Origin of the sequence: Rickettsiella massiliensis 20B, from assembly GCF_000257395.1 — a bacterium.
Taxonomy (GTDB): Bacteria; Pseudomonadota; Gammaproteobacteria; order Diplorickettsiales; family Diplorickettsiaceae; genus Diplorickettsia; species Diplorickettsia massiliensis.
In genome coordinates this window covers 434724-449671 of sequence record NZ_AJGC01000002.1, presented here as the reverse complement: position 1 = coordinate 449671, position 14948 = coordinate 434724, and the positions used below count along the sequence as shown (strand labels likewise).

The window sequence follows — 14948 nt, the reverse complement described above, 5'->3', positions numbered from 1 at the left end:
GCATCGACTCCACTAAATATATGAGGATGTATAACTTATTACTAAAGGAACCTTTAATTAAAGCAAAAAATTGTATCGGTCAAGCCAAAAAAAACTTAAACATTCATACAGAACATTCTAATCATTCTGAGAATAAAAATAATGAAATAAGTGGAAATGATTTACATTCTGTTTTAACAGACATAAAGGAACTCGTGAACCAAAAGATATGGTGTGAAAAAGGAATTTCTTTCTTTGGCAAAAAGATTCCAGAGGGAATTAAAAAATTAACAAATGTATTAGATAACACACAGTTAACAGAAATCCAAAAATTAAAAGCAATAAAAGTTATACTCATGAAAAAATGTGAAAATCGTTCTTTTTTTAGAGCAAGTTGCACAAATAAACTTTATAAAGATTTACTTACAGCGCTTGAACCTTGTGTCCCTTATGACAAATATAAAAAAAATAAAATAGCGCTAAGGAAATGAAAAACTCATTCTAACAATACGAATACTGATAGATATCGTAATAAAAATTGATTTTTTAACAAAAAATCAAGGCGGAGAATACAATTTAAACTAGGAAAATATTTATTATTTTTCAAAATACGTTATGCCTAACCGAAGCAAAATATAACAAATAAAATTTACAAAATAAAAACAATCTGATAATACAACACTTCCTACTCATAACTATGCGTTAATCTTATTGATCCTATGTATTCTAAAGTAATTATTTACATGATCTCATCTATCTTATGATCTGTTTTTAATAAAAAATAAATGGATGATAAGAAATTAAAACAAAATTTACTGTATATAAATAAAAACCACCTTAATCAAATAATTATTTTATATAAAAAAATAAAATTATCATTGTAATTACCTCTGTCTAAATTATATCATATAGATAATTTAATTTTTAATCTATATAAACCTATGCCCTTAAATACACCTAAAAATAAAACAATAGCGGCATCAAACACTATTGAATCTATAATAAAAAATATTCAAGGACACCAGAATCTATTTAGAATATTAAAAAATGAGGTGGCTCAACCACAACATTCAATAACAGAATAACTAGAAGATCAATTAGGACAACTAGAAGATCAATTAGCAAAATCAAAGAAACGAAACAAGAAGAGGACGTTCTCACACCTTTTGAAACAGCCATACAAGACTTAGAGAACAGGAAAACAATCACTCACTTCTCAGCTTTTTATAATACTTTTGCCCCACTTTATCAAGCGATTAACAAATTTTCTAATTTAATAAAAGATACTTCTTATCAATACGTACTTGATAAGGTAAAAACTCAATTAGACCTTCGTCAGAAGAAAATGATAAAACATGATGTTTTATGTGTTTTACTGGGCTGTGTACTACAACACCAAGAAACACAAGAAACAATGGAAGTAAAAACTCTTTGTATTCTTGCTCAGCAAGGTATCGCTGAAGTAGAGCAACTTATCTCTAAAACAAGGAAAAACACCTCTACTAACATAGAGAGTGGACCTTCCATATGGGAAGAAAGACTAAAAGAATGTTTATCGGATTTATCAGGTAATAAAGAAACAATAAATATTAAGGACACGAAAAACATAATCCAAACTAAACTTGAACCACTTTCTATTGAGAACGATATTGATATAATCGAAGGTGTATTGGTAAATATTCATAATACAATTAAAGAATGTTTTCTTGACAAGAGGATTAAAATTTTAAGAGCTATTGAAACCTCATTCAAAAATATAAGCGGTAAAATGCAAGACATCTACAGGCGTTTAAATAAGGAAATCGATCAATCCACCGCAGTAGAATCACTAAATACTCAAAATAGTGAAGCGATGCAAAAATCGGATTCATTCGCTGCCCGGCTCGAAGAAGCGTTTACTCTATTTTTTGAAAAAAAGGAATGGGATCCATTAGGAAGAGGCTGTTTATTTTTTAATAAAATTACGCCCGATGGAATCGTAAAGATAAGAAATATTTTAAAGAAGGATACCAATGATACCTTTAACATCATTACCCATGAAGAAAAGATTTTTTTAATTTGTCAAGTTATTAAATTAAAAGCACATCATTCAAAATCCTTCTCCAGAAGGAATGATGTTCATACTCAATATCAAGAGCTAGATAACCTTTTAAGTAAAACCTATCATCACCTCTATCCTCTGAACTGTCTACCTGAGAAAAGCCAATTAAATACTCATATTTATAATGAAGAAAACACTCGAGAACTATTGGAATACCTAACAAACACCCTTCCAGGTCAGTCATCTTTGCCACAACCAAGTCGTTCACCTTAAATAGGGTACGTTGGGTTAATCTTTTGATTAAAAAAGGAAATACAGGGACGATCAACACGACAAACCCAATACCTAGAACCTATCGCCTAGACATGGCCAATCATTAATTGGCCATGTACTTATTTTAAGGGTAAGTCTGTCAAATTATTTTTAGGCATCGATTCTCTTTTTTTACGTGACCATCTACCTTATTGCTTGAGACATTTAGAAACAGATCTATTCAAGAAGTTACGAAGAACTGATATTTATTAAACTAATCCACTATTCGTGTCGTGCTGTTTACTGAAAATACTGAGGATGGCTTAAAATAATTCTTTGCGTTACAACATAAAATAATAACCAGAAAAAAACTTAGCTATTCTACTCAGCTTTATAATAAAGCTTATGAATTAATCAACTTAGCTACCTGGAACGGGTCGTCGTTGTGAATCTTCTTGGGAATTCTCTTCACTTACACTTACCTTTTTAAGAACCTTTTCGTTTTTTACTGTTTGAGGAATGTCTTCTCTGGTTCTGGCTAAATTTCTTGAGTCAAAAAAATTAGCTGAGGGGCTATTTTTTGCGTTTTGAACAGAAGGAAATGTATCCATAGTATCGGATCTATTCTCAACCAGCGAGGTATTCCCTGTTTGGGGAAAGCTTTCTTTGGTAACTTGGTCGTGGTCCCGCTTATTAGAGACAGCTCTCATAGCTTTTACAGTTCGAGCATGTTCCATAATATTTCTATTAATTCTATTATTGATTAATCGTGATTGAACCCTCAACATGGATTTGACCTAAAAAAATTAAATTGTTCCTATGTAGTATAACAACTATTTACTTTTTTCAAAAATTTTAAATATTTATTCATTCAATGAGAAGATTGATTAGGCAAAGCCCCCGAATTTATATAGATTTTTACCGTTTTAACACGATTATTTTTCACAGAAATCACTTCCATTTTAATATTTTCTAATTCCAAGACCGTTCCCAATACAGGAATGCGCTCAAGTTGTTCAATAATTAAACCGCTTAAGGTTTTTGGGCCACGTAAAGGCAAATAACAATTGAGTTTTCGATTCAAATCTCGTAAAGCCATGCTGCCTTCAACCAAATAACTCCCGTCGGCGTACTGATAAATTTCGCGTTGCATCAATTGTGAATCCGTGGTGAATTCACCAATAATTTCTTCAAGAATATCTTCAAGTGTCACTAAACCTTGTACTTGACCATACTCATTGACGACAAAACCAATTCGACACTTCTCACGACGAAAATTAATTAATTGACGACTGAGTTTTGTCGCTTCAGGAATATAATGTACAGGCTCAGCGACTTTTAAGATAATCTCTTTAGTCAGTTGAGCTTGACCGAGACTGTTCAAAACCTTGCGAAAATGTAAAATGCCGATAATGTCATCAAGTGAATGCCGATAAACCGGTAAACGGGCATATTGGCTATTAATCAAATCTTTTAAAATCACTTCCCAAGGTTGTTCAATATTAATACCAACAATCTCTTGCCGTGGAATCATAATATCATCGACTCGTACTTGTTCCACTTCGAGTACTTTCAGCAAAATACTTTGATAATCCTTTGGCATATGCCCAGTATGATCTCGCAACAAACTACTTAACTCTTCACGGGACAGTTGTTCAACCTGGAGTTGCGGCATTTTAATCCCCAGTAACCGCAAACTGGCATTGGCAATTAAATTGGTTAGCCAGACCAGTGGGTACAAAACTTTTAACAAAACAATTAATGGCCAGGTTGAAAAAAAAGCAATCCGCAGCGGATACAAAGTAGCGAGTGTTTTCGGAGCCACCTCACCAAAAATCAAAACGACAAACGTTAAAAGTAACGTAGCAAAAAAAACACCCGTATTATCAAAATAATGTATTGCTATAAGGGTTGTTACCGACGCCGCCAAAATATCGGCAAGCGTTCCACAAAGTAAAATCACACCTAATAAACGATCGGGACGTTTTAAAAGCGCTTGTAGGCGTCCTGCCAACCGATGTTGGCGCGCGAGATGTTTTAAACGGTAGCGATTGATTGATAAGATGGCCGCTTCAGCTAAAGAGAAAAAAACGACACAGATTAATAAAAAAATTAATAAAACAATCAACCATTGTGGGGAATACACAGATCAAACCATTCCTTTAAAAAACAGGCATAAACAGGAGCGCGCTTAAATAAACCCCCCCCACCAAGGTAAAACCAATTAATGTCCAACGAATGGCAACTTTACCTCGCCAACCAAAATGATGGCGACCGATGAGTAAGATCAGGAGCACAAACCAACCAAGGATAGATAAGACCGCTTTTTGCCATAATCCCTGCTCAAATAACGGTTGAAATAAAACAAAACTGCTAATTAATAAAAGCGTTAAAAAAAATAAGGCCGCGAAAATCAATGCAAACAATAAAGATTCCATTATTTCCAGTGGCGGGAAATAACGAATAAACGTCGCCGATTGTTTATGCTTTAATAACCATTCCTGGCTAGCCAACAATAAAGACTGGATAGCCGCCAGACAGAGGATGACTAACACAATGGTAGACAGAAATAAATGAATCAAATCAGCCCATGACTCGGCCATACGAATTAACCTATCCTAGCACGAAGAAGATACAATAGCAGATTTTTTTCTGTCATTCACCTGCATAATCGGTGTTATTTCAAATGTGTTGTCAAAATTTAGGCTTGATTTGGATTGCAATCCTGGAAGAGAATAGGTGCGAAGTGGATACAGTAAACAACAAACCTTTTACCAAAATTAAAAATACTTGCCCTGCGACATTTTTAGAGAATTAATTATGTTTAACCAATTAACTGAACGTTTTTCCCGTGCTTTCAAAACGCTACGTGGGCAAGGTCGTTTAACAGAAAATAATATTAAAGACAGTTTGCGAGAGGTCAAAAAAGCCCTCATTGAAGCAGACGTCGCCTACCCCGTTGTTAAAGCGATTGTTGAACAGGTTCGCCAACAAACCTTAGGACAAGCAGTCATGGCCAGCTTAACGCCAGGCCAGGCATTCATCAAACAAGTTCAAACGACATTAACTGAAATTATGGGTAACCGAGCCGCCGGCTGTTTTCTTATTCGTTGGGTTACAAGGGGCAGGAAAAACGACGCATGTTGCTAAGTTGGCGCATTGGCTCAAAACAGAGCATAAAAAATCGGTCCTCGTCACCAGTACGGACATTCATCGTCCGGCCGCAATTCTACAATTAGCCAATCTTGCCGAATCGATTGACGTCGCAGTTCATCCCAGTACTACGGCAGAATCTCCCGTCGCGATTGCGAAAGCCGCGATCCAATCCGCACGTGTGCAAGGAATTGATGTCGTATTAATTGATACCGCCGGACGCTTGCATTTGGATGAGGGGATGATGGAAGAAATTCGAGCCATTCATTCTGCCTGCCAACCGATTGAAACTTTATTTGTGCTTGATAGCATGATGGGTCAAGAAGCCGTTAAAACGGCTCAGGCCTTTGATGCTGTCGTTCCGCTAACCGGTCTGATTCTCACAAAACTCGATGGCGATGCACGCGGTGGAGCGGCATTATCGATTCGACATACACTCGGCAAACCGATCAAGTTTATGGGCACCGGTGAGAAAATCAGCGCGCTCGAAGTCTTTCATCCAGACCGCATTGCTTCACGAATCTTGGGTATGGGCGATATGTTATCGCTCGTTGAAGAAGTTCAACGCCACGTGGATCAAAAATCTGTTGCGAAACTCAGCCAAAAACTCAAAAAAGGGAAAAAATTTGATTTTGACGATTTTTTAGCGCAATTGCAGCAAATGGATAAAATGGGGGGCATGTCACAATTACTCAATAAATTACCCGGCGGACCCTCTCCTTCTCTACTCGCTTCGGCACAAGGTCAGCTGGATGAAAAGGTCACGGTACGATTACGAGCGATGATTCACTCAATGACGGCTAAAGAACGACGCTCCCCGGAATTGATTCAAGGTTCACGAAAACGGCGGATTGCTATGGGTTCAGGCACGCAAATTCAAGATGTCAATCGTCTTTTAAAGCAATTTACACAAATGCAAAAAATGATGAAACGCTTTGCCAAACCAGGTAGCTTAAACAAACTATTACAAGGGCTACAAAATCTTCCGCGCTCGTAAGCTCTTCCCAAATGTATAAAACTTGAGTAGAATCGCGGAGAAGGTCTTTATTCGTAAAGTCTCCTAGGGCGTGAATTCTACTCGATCTAGTGGTAGTCTTCACTTACACAGGCTTTGTAAAGAACTTAAGAGGAAAAAAGCATTCATGGTCATTATTCGTTTGTCGCGTGGCGGTAGTAAAAAACGCCCATTTTATCATATTGTTGTAACCGATAGTCGTCAGTCGCGCGATGGTCGCTATATCGAACGTTTAGGTTACTATAATCCGGTTGCTTCTGGAAAAGAACTGCCTTTATCTTTAGAGAAAGAACGGATTGATTACTGGATGGCGCAAGGGGCAAAGCTTTCTCCTACCGTCACTCATTTAGTTAAAAAATCAGTAAAAGAAGCACTAAATGATTTAGGTGGTGGTGCTGCGGTTGCCGGTTAATCTCATTTCCTCTCTTTTTATTGTGTTTTAATTCAGTATGATAGGCAAAAAATGGGTTCTCGTAGGATCGGTTTATACCGAACCTTTCTCCAATATTTTAGCCTATCAACCTTGGTACTTGGCTACCGCTTCTGAAGTCGCAGCGGTGTCGTCTCCTGTTGTGCTTGTAAAGCATGAAATTCATGATCAACGCATCATTGTTCAATTTGAAGGGTATAATAGTCCCGAATCGGCACAGGTGTTAACGAACCAATGTATTTATGTCTCTCGTGAACAATTGCCCTCATTGGATGATCAAAGTTATTATTGGACCGATTTAATCGGCCTGTCCGTGTATGATTTGGCAGGCGGTTATTTAGGTACAATCAAAACCCTCCTTGAAACCGGAGCGAATGATGTCCTCGTCGTTGAAAACGAGCAAGATAACAAGCGGCGACTGATTCCTTTTTTACTTGAAAAAACGATCAAACACGTCGACCGAGAACACGCTAAACTCATTGTAGATTGGGATCCTGATTTCTAAATTGGCTTGATTTTTCAGGATTCTTTTTCTTGCTCAGCGGGTAAAACATATGCATATTCAGGTCATTACCCTTTTTCCAGAGATGTTTTCGGCCCTTGCGCACAGTATTCCAGGTCGAGCCCAAAAAAAAGGTTTACTCACTCTATCGTATTTAAATCCCCGTGATTTCACTACCGATAAACAAAAAACAGTCGATGACAAACCTTATGGCGGGGGACCTGGGATGGTGATGAAATTTGAGCCGTTGTATCAGGCCATACAAACTGCTCAAGAGACCGTTTTGTCAAAACATTGTGATACACCCCCTCCGCAAGTCAGTTATTTATCGCCACAAGGTCGTCTATTTAATCATCTGGCCGCAGAACAACTCGCCCAACGTCAACATCTCATCCTCATTGCGGGACGCTATGAAGGTGTGGATCAACGTCTGCTTGATCAAGTCGTTGATGAGGAATGGTCACTAGGGGATTTTGTCTTAAGCGGTGGAGAGCTGGCCGCAATGTGTCTGATCGACGCCGTGACGCGACTTATAGAAGGAGTTTTAGGCGATGCCGAATCCGCGCTCAACGATTCATTTAGCAATACGTTACTCGATTATCCGCATTATACCCGTCCGGCGAGCGTTGCCGGACACAAGGTCCCGGAAATCCTCTTGAGTGGCGATCATGAGGCCATTACCCGCTGGCGCTTAAAACAAGCTTTAGGACGGACGTGGCAACGCCGCCCAGAATTGCTAAAAAAACGTGTACTTACGCCACAAGAGCAGGTATTATTGGCTGAATTCATCGATGAGAATAGTGAATAGTCTTTGGAGCTAGTGATGAGTCATTTGATAAAAGCAATTGAACAAGAACAAATAGCAGAACGAAATAAACAGCGTACATTTCCTGCTTTCCGTGCGGGTGATACCGTTGTCGTTAAGATCAAAGTAAAAGAAGGTACTCGTGAACGAGTCCAATCCTTCGAAGGTCTAGTGATCGCACGACGTAACCGCCAATTTAATTCTTCTTTCACCGTTAGAAAAATATCGCATGGTGAAGGAGTTGAACGTGTTTTTTCACTGTATAGCCCACTGTTGGTTGCCATTGAAATGAAACGTCCTGGCGCGGTTCGTAAAGCTAAACTGTATCATATGCGTAACCTACGTGGTAAAGCAGCACGAATTAAAGAACGTTTGCCTTTGAAAAAAGTAAGCGTTGAAGCTACTGAGCAAAGTACAGGTTAGACCCAATTCTCAAGCAAACTGCGTTGCCATAAACGTTCTACCCATAAAAAAACCAACGCTTTTATTTAAGTGTTGGTTTTTTTATTTATTTTTCCTAATTAATCTAACGAATGTAAGACATTGAATAAAGCCCGGAGGCTTCTTCTTGTTGCTGTTGCATCTCAAGATAATAATTTTTAGCTACTTCGACGGCAGATAGCCAAGCTTTTTTTTGAAGGTCAAGTAATTCATTGAAAGCAGGAATTTTTTCACCAAAATAGTTTTTATCTTCAGCTCCCGCTCGATAGGCCTTATCAAATGCTTCTGCGATGTGTTCTTGTGTTAATTCTTGTTGATGATATAAGTGATTATTGATCATGGCAATAAAAGTAGCCCAAGCATTGGCCGTATATTCTCGTCCGGCACTTATAATATCGGCTAAAGTCGGTTGCATGTTCAACGGTGCTCCCGTTTGTTTATCCATCATCGGCGTCGCCTGGCCGTGCTCATCCTGACGCCAAAACCTTTACCTTCTGTTACCTCATAATAAGCCTTATAAGCACGCTCAATAATCGATTGTTCTTCTGCTGATAAATCCTTAAAACGGACTGGAACAACCGTTTCACTTTGAACTATTTTTTGAACATTAGGAAAAAATGGCATTTCAATCTCCTTATAAATAAGCCATTAACCAAAGATTATTATTTTTATCTTTAGATCGATTTAAATTAATTTTTATCTTATTAAGACATTTTAACATTTTTATTAAAAAGCATAGCCATTTGAAAAGAATTTTTTAAAATTTAGAAAATAATTAACGTAGCAAGAAACAGCTAAATGATGTGCTTAATTTTATTTGATACTTGAAATAGGTAGATAAAAATTATTTTAATTTTTCTATTTATAAACCTATTTTCTAAAGAGCTAACCTATTATTTAAGTAACATACACGCGATTATTTTTTTACTTGTCTGGCCTGGATAAAACAAAATTCAATGTTTAACGTCTATATGCTATTTTTAAAGAGGACTTCTGCTTTCAGAAAGGGATACCGACGATAAGATGTTACGCTATAAATTCAAATCGAATTTTGCCCGACCCGTTTATCTCATCGATGGGTTACGTACTCCTTGGTTAAAAAAGAGCCCTTTTTCTGCTACAGATTTAGCCCTGCAAACAATCCGTGCTTTATTATTACGCCAAACATTAACTCCGCAAACGATAGAACATCTCATCGTCGGTTGTACACAATCGGGTCCTAAGGAAATAAACTTGGGAAGTGTGCTTGCTTCCCGGTTAGGGTGTGGCTCACAAACCGCCGTCTATACGCTACAAAGCCACGATGCTTCTGGTTTTCAAGCCTTAGATAATGCCGCACTGGCGATTAGTAGTGGGTGCTGTGAGTTGGCCTTGGTTGGTAGCAGTGAAGTCATGAGTCGTGCGCCTCTATGGATTGATTATGAACGGTTTTCTACTTTATCTAAATGGGTTCACTCAAAAAGTTCCCGCTGGCGTACCACTGAACTCAACTTTCTACGTTGGCAACAACTGGTCACATTTTTTTCTTCGCAGGTGAGTCAAAAACCGGTCAGGCAATTGGTCAGGCGATTGAAACGTTAGCATATCGATTTAAAGTTCATCGTGCACAAATGGATCATTGGTCTTTACAAAGCCAGCAACGTCTTATTGCCGCACAAGCACGTCGTTTATTTAAAGAAGAGCAAGTTACTCTCTATGATACAAACGGTCGATATTACACCGATGATGAAGGGTTGAAACACGTTCTTTCTCTACAAGAATTAGCACAATGTCGTCCTGATATGACCCCTCCTTTTGGCCTAATTACTAAAGGAAACCGCGCACAATACTGTGACGGCGCAGCTTTTATACTTTTAGCAAGTGACGTGGCGTTAAAAAAATATCATTTAAACGCCTTGGTCCGCTTAGCGGATGTCAATTGGGCCGGAGTTCCCCCTTCAGAAAACGGTTTAGGTGCGGCTTATGCAGTCATCCGCTTACTCAAAAAGCAACATTTAGCGTTAAATGATATTCATTACTGGGAAATCGATGAATGCTTTGCCGGTCAACTCCTCGCTTGCTTAGCTTCCTGGCAAGAGGCGGATTATTGTCAACAGCATTGGGATCGTTCCCAACCCTTCGGTTTCATCCCTACCACACAGATAAATGTTGATGGCGATTCGCTGGCCATGGGCCATCCTTTGAATGCCAGTGGAATACGGATTACTTTACATTTAGCACACGTGTTACACCGAGAAAAAGCACGCTTAGGTATTGCCACCGGGTCAATCGATCTCCATCAAGGTACAGCACTTTTACTGGTTAATGACCTCAAAACAAGAAGCACGTTATGGTAGAGCATCTCTGCAATAATTGGACCGTTACCCGACAAGAAGGGCTCATTTGGCTGTCTTTCTTAAAAAAAGTAGTCGGGTAAATAGTCTTGACTTAAAAGCACTTTCTGAACTGAATCATGAATCAAGGCCAACGTGTTTTAGCGCGGTTAGCTGCGCTCAAATTAAAAACCATTGCGTTGATTGAAGGCTTGTGCTTTAGCGGTGGTTTAGAACTCGCCTTAGCTTGTCATTACCGTATTGCCGTAATCAGTCCATATACACGCTTTGGTTTTTCCGGATATTAAACTCGGTTTACATCCGGGCTGGGGTGGGACAGTACGTTTAGCCCGCTTGCTGGGTGGTGTGGATACATTACGTATGCTTTTGGATGGAAAAAGTCTCAGTGCTAAAAGAGCCTTTGAATTGGGATTAGTGGATTGTCTTATTCCTGCAGAACAAACTAAACGTGCAGTATTTTATTATACCAAAATAGCACCTAAACCACGTTCTACACAGCGTTATTGGCTACGAAAAATGAGCCATTGGCCTGGAATAAGAAATATACATTGCTACCGTTTTTCGACACCGGTTACGCAAAAAAGTCAATTCAACACATTATCCCGCGCCCTACCAGATTATTAGTCGCTGGCGAAAAACAGGAGTGTCTCCGCGGGCGTTTCGAGATGAAGCGCTTTCTGTCAGTCATTTGGCGATGACGCCCACTGTTCGTGGATTAATGCATGTTTATTTTCTACGTCAACGCTTAAATACACTCAGTAAAAAGGCCCGCACAAATATAAAGTTTGTGCATATCATTGGTTTAGGGCAACGTGGCAGTACATTCGCTGCATGGTGTGCTCTACACGGTTTTATTGTGACATTACACGATCCAAAACCGCAAGCCATTGCGGCAACGTTACACCAAGCACAATGTCTATTTGAACAACGTTTATCGACACCTTCTCTTGTTCGTACGGCACTTGATCGATTAATACCTGATCCAGAAGGTCATGGTCTTCGCCGTGCAGATTGGATTATTGAAGCGATTTATGGCGATATCGCTCTGAAACAAAAACTTTTTTCACAGTGGGAAATACAAAGCCTTAGCCACGCGTTATTCGCCACAACTTCTCCACAATCTATTTTAGCTGAATTACAAAAATCACTGAAAAATCCAAAACGCTTAATCGGCTTACATTGTTTTCATTCAATCGAACGATCGCCTTTAATTGAGATCATTTATTCAGAGTGTTCGGATAAAGAAATTCTCGAACAAGGTTTTGCTTTTGTCCGTCAATTGAATCGCTTGCCGCTACCGGTTCATCAATCACCCGGCTTTTTAATCAATCGCCTTTTTTTCTCTTACTTATTTACAAAGCTATTCGTTTATGGGAACAAGGTATATCCGCCGCACTCATTGATCGTGCCGCGTGTCGTTTTGGTTTTGCTGTAGGGCCATTAACCTTGGCCGATCAGTTAGGTTTAGATCACTGTTTAGCGATAACGAACATGTTAGCGACTGCTTTTAATTGGTCTATACCAGAAAGTTTAGAAAAAATGGTGGCGAAACAACAATTAGGTACAAAAACGGGGCAAGGGTTTTATTGTTATGAGGATGTAAAACTATTTTCAGAAAAACCATTAGAAAGAAAATTATACCGCAAAGAATTCATCGTTAACTTACTTGAACCTCTCAAGCAAGAAGCTTTACGCTGTCTACGTGAACAGGTGGTTGATGATCGTGATTTACTTGATGCAGGCCTATTATTTGGAATGGGTTTTCCTGCTTTTCGAGGTCGTCTACTTTTGTCTAAAGAGCAAAATACCCCTTAAAAACTAAGTATTTTAAGTATTAACTATCTTTTAGTTTAGTTTTTTATTTATAGTCTTTTCACTCCAGTTATTATAATATAATTTCTTTTTTTATTATTTAATTAGGAATAATTTGATGTGTTCTACTAAGATAAAAACGGCCATTATCGCAGTATTTTTTCTTTCACTGAATATAGGTTGTACTCGTTATTTTCAAGATCATCCGTGTAAAACTCAACCGGTACCTTGTCAGCCTAACAAAATGAGTGTGACACCCATAAAACAAGATCTAAAAATAAAATCTACTTCTTTTATACCACCTGCTTCTGAAAAAAAACCACCTGTAAGTGGCGAGTTGCCAGCCAAGCAAACAAGAAGTACAGCTTCATTTGATTATTACCTGTTATCTTTCAGCTGGTCTCCCGCTTTTTGTCGAACTCATCAAGGAAAATCAACGCAATGCCAACATTTACCGCGCTACCGTTTTGTTCTGCATGGTCTTTGGCCAAACAAAATTCACGATGCGAATCCTGAATCTCTCATCGCAACGTATAGATGACACAATCATCCAAGATATGTTATCGATTATGCCCGATAAAAATTTAATTCAACATGAATGGCAGAAACATGGCACCTGTAGTGGTCTTACGCCAGAAAAATATTTTTAATTTAGCGAAACAAGCCTACAATACCATTCAATTCCCAGACTTTTTTTATAGTAATCAACCGATTGTTAAACGCAACGATGAAATAAAACAGGCCTTGGTTCAAAAAAACCCTACATTACGTTACGATTCGATTAAAACTTTGAATTACAAAAAGCAATTAACTGAAATTCGAATTTGTTTAGATAAGCATCTGCATTCAATTCAATGTCCTGCAACCGACGAAATGGTCGCCTTAACGATCATTCCGCCGCGACAATAAAATAATCCACTTAGCGAATTGTCATTTCTTGAAGTCGTTGAATGCGTAAGGTAAGTGGGGGATGGCTTGAAAATAAAGCACGAACCCCTTTATCTTTGTGAGAAATTTTCAAATTGGCTAACGGCGATCCTCGCGTATCCTCTGCCTCAACCGAGCGTTGCAATGCACGTAACGCGCCTATCATTTTTTCACGGCCCGCCAAACGAGCGCCACCTTTATCTGCACGGTACTCCCGATATCGTGAAAAAGCCGCAACCAATAAGCTCCCAAGGAAAGTCAATAAAATATCGAAAATCGTCGTTAAAAAATAAAAACTTGCGCCACCGGAACTGGTCATCGTCTGTTGAACGTTATCATCTCGACCCGGTGAACTGGCTGAAAGGATATACGCTAAAATGCGTGATAAAAATAAAGCAAACGCATTGATAATGCCTTGGAGAAGCGTCATCGTCACCATATCACCATTCGCCACATGGGAAATTTCATGGCCGAGGACTCCTTCAATTTCATCCCAATTCATTTTTTGTAACAGTCCACTGGAAACAGCCACTAACGAATTGCTTTTAGACGGTCCTGTCGCAAATGCATTCAACTCTGGAGATTGATAAATACCTATGTCCGGCATCACGGTTAATCCTGCTCCTTTGGCTAGTTTATGAATTAAATCAATTAAAGTACGCTCTTCACTACTTGCTATCTTTGGATCAATCAACTGCACTCCCATCGTTTTTTTAGCAATCACTTTCGACATAAATAGAGAAATAAACGCACCCGCTGTTCCCCAAATAACACAAAAAATAGCTAATGATTGATAGTTAATACCTTGAGCAGTCAGGTAAGAGTGTAAACCTAACAAACGCGTCACAATAGATATTGTGGCAATGACGAGAAGATTCGTTCCCAAAAATAATAAAACTCGTTTAAACATGTCTCTATTCTCCTCCTAGATTTTTGCTTGGTTCATTTATTATAAAATAAGGATGGTTCGGTTTAGCAGACGGGTTCACCTGAACACCTCCTAATCCAAAGCATCCATTCGTCACCTAGCCACTTTATTCGCTTATTTTTTATGAATTCATAATCCATTTTTGTGTCAATCGCTGTAAATCGGTTTGCTTAGTTGAACTAGCCATTTATTTTCACTACGGATGACCCTCATTAAATTGTAGGACACCCTTTGAAAAAAAAAGAAATCAACGTCAATCATTCTGTTAGCTCGACATATTTATCAATTTTACTTTTTATTATCTTATTTTAATGGGTTTTAGTTCAAAAA

20 protein-coding genes and 1 pseudogene are annotated in these 14948 nt (G+C 38.4%); 15 read left to right on the top strand and 6 right to left on the bottom strand.

Annotation, left to right across the window (positions count from 1 at the left end; genetic code table 11):
- Nucleotides 1-26 precede the first annotated feature (26 nt).
- Together S3O_RS0108105 and S3O_RS0108100 are read left to right on the top strand one after the other, a co-directional pair.
- Nucleotides 27-470 (top strand): hypothetical protein, encoded by a 444-nt coding sequence (locus S3O_RS0108105; protein WP_033227421.1) that lies wholly within the window; start codon nt 27-29, stop codon nt 468-470.
- Between the two features lie 854 nt (nt 471-1324).
- Complete coding sequence (locus S3O_RS0108100) at nt 1325-2293, top strand: hypothetical protein (RefSeq protein ID WP_010598593.1); 969 nt, start codon at nt 1325-1327, stop codon at nt 2291-2293.
- A 398-nt stretch (nt 2294-2691) separates the two neighbouring features.
- On the opposite strand, the gene S3O_RS0108095 is transcribed toward S3O_RS0108100, so the two are convergent.
- The 3 genes from S3O_RS0108095 to ccsA all read right to left on the bottom strand — a co-directional run bounded on the left by S3O_RS0108095 (nt 2692) and on the right by ccsA (nt 4875).
- On the bottom strand, nt 2692-3060 hold the full coding sequence (locus S3O_RS0108095; protein WP_029463739.1) for a hypothetical protein: 369 nt from the start codon (nt 3058-3060) through the stop codon (nt 2692-2694).
- 83 nt (nt 3061-3143) lie between these two features.
- A complete protein-coding gene (locus S3O_RS0108090; RefSeq protein ID WP_010598591.1) occupies nt 3144-4418 on the bottom strand; it encodes an HlyC/CorC family transporter in 1275 nt (424 codons plus the stop codon).
- A 16-nt stretch (nt 4419-4434) separates the two neighbouring features.
- Nucleotides 4435-4875, bottom strand: coding sequence for a cytochrome c biogenesis protein CcsA (ccsA, locus tag S3O_RS0108085; RefSeq protein ID WP_010598590.1), 441 nt, complete (start codon nt 4873-4875; stop codon nt 4435-4437).
- Nucleotides 4876-5092: 217 nt separating this feature from the next.
- Here ccsA and ffh point away from each other — a divergent pair.
- The 5 genes and pseudogenes from ffh (at nt 5093) to rplS (ending at nt 8600) form a co-directional block, all read left to right on the top strand.
- Nucleotides 5093-6422, top strand: a pseudogene (gene ffh, locus S3O_RS14425) (signal recognition particle protein).
- Nucleotides 6423-6567: 145 nt separating this feature from the next.
- Nucleotides 6568-6852, top strand: a complete 285-nt coding sequence (rpsP, locus tag S3O_RS0108075) for a 30S ribosomal protein S16 (RefSeq protein WP_010598587.1) — start codon at nt 6568-6570, stop codon at nt 6850-6852.
- A 37-nt stretch (nt 6853-6889) separates the two neighbouring features.
- The gene (gene rimM / locus S3O_RS12275; RefSeq protein ID WP_010598586.1) at nt 6890-7375 is read left to right on the top strand and encodes a ribosome maturation factor RimM; all 486 of its coding nucleotides are present in this window, start codon (nt 6890-6892) and stop codon (nt 7373-7375) included.
- Nucleotides 7376-7424: 49 nt separating this feature from the next.
- On the top strand, nt 7425-8180 hold the full coding sequence (gene trmD, locus S3O_RS0108065; RefSeq protein ID WP_010598585.1) for a tRNA (guanosine(37)-N1)-methyltransferase TrmD: 756 nt from the start codon (nt 7425-7427) through the stop codon (nt 8178-8180).
- Nucleotides 8181-8195: 15 nt separating this feature from the next.
- Nucleotides 8196-8600 (top strand): 50S ribosomal protein L19, encoded by a 405-nt coding sequence (gene rplS / locus S3O_RS0108060; protein ID WP_010598584.1) that lies wholly within the window; start codon nt 8196-8198, stop codon nt 8598-8600.
- A gap of 103 nt (nt 8601-8703) precedes the next feature.
- Here rplS and S3O_RS0108055 read toward each other — a convergent pair whose 3' ends face one another.
- Nucleotides 8704-9066 (bottom strand): hypothetical protein, encoded by a 363-nt coding sequence (locus S3O_RS0108055; protein WP_156792836.1) that lies wholly within the window; start codon nt 9064-9066, stop codon nt 8704-8706.
- Nucleotides 9063-9242 carry a hypothetical protein gene (locus tag S3O_RS0108050; RefSeq protein ID WP_029463738.1) on the bottom strand — a complete coding sequence of 60 codons (180 nt, stop codon included), beginning with the start codon at nt 9240-9242 and terminating at the stop codon, nt 9063-9065. The genes S3O_RS0108055 and S3O_RS0108050 overlap by 4 nt, the downstream gene beginning before the upstream one ends.
- Nucleotides 9243-9641: 399 nt before the next feature.
- On the opposite strand from S3O_RS0108050, the gene S3O_RS15835 reads away from it, so the two are divergent.
- From S3O_RS15835 to S3O_RS15810, 8 genes are all read left to right on the top strand, one after another.
- Nucleotides 9642-10199 carry a thiolase family protein gene (locus S3O_RS15835; RefSeq protein WP_010598582.1) on the top strand — a complete coding sequence of 186 codons (558 nt, stop codon included), beginning with the start codon at nt 9642-9644 and terminating at the stop codon, nt 10197-10199.
- Nucleotides 10118-10954, top strand: a complete 837-nt coding sequence (locus tag S3O_RS15830; RefSeq protein WP_083827726.1) for a thiolase family protein — start codon at nt 10118-10120, stop codon at nt 10952-10954. The genes S3O_RS15835 and S3O_RS15830 overlap by 82 nt, the downstream gene beginning before the upstream one ends.
- Before the next feature lie 116 nt (nt 10955-11070).
- Nucleotides 11071-11238 carry a 3-hydroxybutyryl-CoA epimerase gene (locus S3O_RS17480; RefSeq protein ID WP_010598580.1) on the top strand — a complete coding sequence of 56 codons (168 nt, stop codon included), beginning with the start codon at nt 11071-11073 and terminating at the stop codon, nt 11236-11238.
- Complete coding sequence (locus tag S3O_RS15825) at nt 11219-11575, top strand: enoyl-CoA hydratase/isomerase family protein (RefSeq protein WP_010598579.1); 357 nt, start codon at nt 11219-11221, stop codon at nt 11573-11575. The genes S3O_RS17480 and S3O_RS15825 overlap by 20 nt, the downstream gene beginning before the upstream one ends.
- A gap of 19 nt (nt 11576-11594) precedes the next feature.
- Nucleotides 11595-12386, top strand: coding sequence for a 3-hydroxyacyl-CoA dehydrogenase family protein (locus tag S3O_RS15820; RefSeq protein ID WP_010598578.1), 792 nt, complete (start codon nt 11595-11597; stop codon nt 12384-12386).
- Nucleotides 12302-12766, top strand: coding sequence for a 3-hydroxyacyl-CoA dehydrogenase family protein (locus S3O_RS15815; protein WP_328264373.1), 465 nt, complete (start codon nt 12302-12304; stop codon nt 12764-12766). The genes S3O_RS15820 and S3O_RS15815 overlap by 85 nt, the downstream gene beginning before the upstream one ends.
- Before the next feature lie 115 nt (nt 12767-12881).
- On the top strand, nt 12882-13304 hold the full coding sequence (locus tag S3O_RS19000) for a ribonuclease T2 family protein (protein ID WP_010598576.1): 423 nt from the start codon (nt 12882-12884) through the stop codon (nt 13302-13304).
- Between the two features lie 68 nt (nt 13305-13372).
- Nucleotides 13373-13672, top strand: coding sequence for a hypothetical protein (locus S3O_RS15810; RefSeq protein ID WP_010598574.1), 300 nt, complete (start codon nt 13373-13375; stop codon nt 13670-13672).
- Nucleotides 13673-13682: 10 nt separating this feature from the next.
- On the opposite strand, the gene htpX is transcribed toward S3O_RS15810, so the two are convergent.
- Nucleotides 13683-14600 carry a protease HtpX gene (gene htpX / locus S3O_RS0108010; protein ID WP_010598573.1) on the bottom strand — a complete coding sequence of 306 codons (918 nt, stop codon included), beginning with the start codon at nt 14598-14600 and terminating at the stop codon, nt 13683-13685.
- Between the last annotated feature and the right edge of the window lie 348 nt (nt 14601-14948).

Excerpts from the sequence above, each read along its gene's own strand:
- S3O_RS0108105 (WP_033227421.1), top strand. The coding sequence starts at position 27 with ATGTATAACTTATTACTAAAGGAACCTTTAATTAAAGCAAAAAATTGT.
- S3O_RS0108100 (WP_010598593.1), top strand. The coding sequence starts at position 1,325 with ATGATAAAACATGATGTTTTATGTGTTTTACTGGGCTGTGTACTACAA.
- S3O_RS0108095 (WP_029463739.1), bottom strand. The coding sequence starts at position 3,060 with ATGTTGAGGGTTCAATCACGATTAATCAATAATAGAATTAATAGAAAT.
- ccsA (WP_010598590.1), bottom strand. The coding sequence starts at position 4,875 with ATGGCCGAGTCATGGGCTGATTTGATTCATTTATTTCTGTCTACCATT.
- rpsP (WP_010598587.1), top strand. The coding sequence starts at position 6,568 with ATGGTCATTATTCGTTTGTCGCGTGGCGGTAGTAAAAAACGCCCATTT.
- rimM (WP_010598586.1), top strand. The coding sequence starts at position 6,890 with ATGATAGGCAAAAAATGGGTTCTCGTAGGATCGGTTTATACCGAACCT.
- trmD (WP_010598585.1), top strand. The coding sequence starts at position 7,425 with ATGCATATTCAGGTCATTACCCTTTTTCCAGAGATGTTTTCGGCCCTT.
- rplS (WP_010598584.1), top strand. The coding sequence starts at position 8,196 with ATGAGTCATTTGATAAAAGCAATTGAACAAGAACAAATAGCAGAACGA.
- S3O_RS0108055 (WP_156792836.1), bottom strand. The coding sequence starts at position 9,066 with ATGATGGATAAACAAACGGGAGCACCGTTGAACATGCAACCGACTTTA.
- S3O_RS0108050 (WP_029463738.1), bottom strand. The coding sequence starts at position 9,242 with ATGCCATTTTTTCCTAATGTTCAAAAAATAGTTCAAAGTGAAACGGTT.
- S3O_RS15835 (WP_010598582.1), top strand. The coding sequence starts at position 9,642 with ATGTTACGCTATAAATTCAAATCGAATTTTGCCCGACCCGTTTATCTC.
- S3O_RS17480 (WP_010598580.1), top strand. The coding sequence starts at position 11,071 with ATGAATCAAGGCCAACGTGTTTTAGCGCGGTTAGCTGCGCTCAAATTA.
- S3O_RS19000 (WP_010598576.1), top strand. The coding sequence starts at position 12,882 with ATGTGTTCTACTAAGATAAAAACGGCCATTATCGCAGTATTTTTTCTT.
- S3O_RS15810 (WP_010598574.1), top strand. The coding sequence starts at position 13,373 with ATGGCACCTGTAGTGGTCTTACGCCAGAAAAATATTTTTAATTTAGCG.
- htpX (WP_010598573.1), bottom strand. The coding sequence starts at position 14,600 with ATGTTTAAACGAGTTTTATTATTTTTGGGAACGAATCTTCTCGTCATT.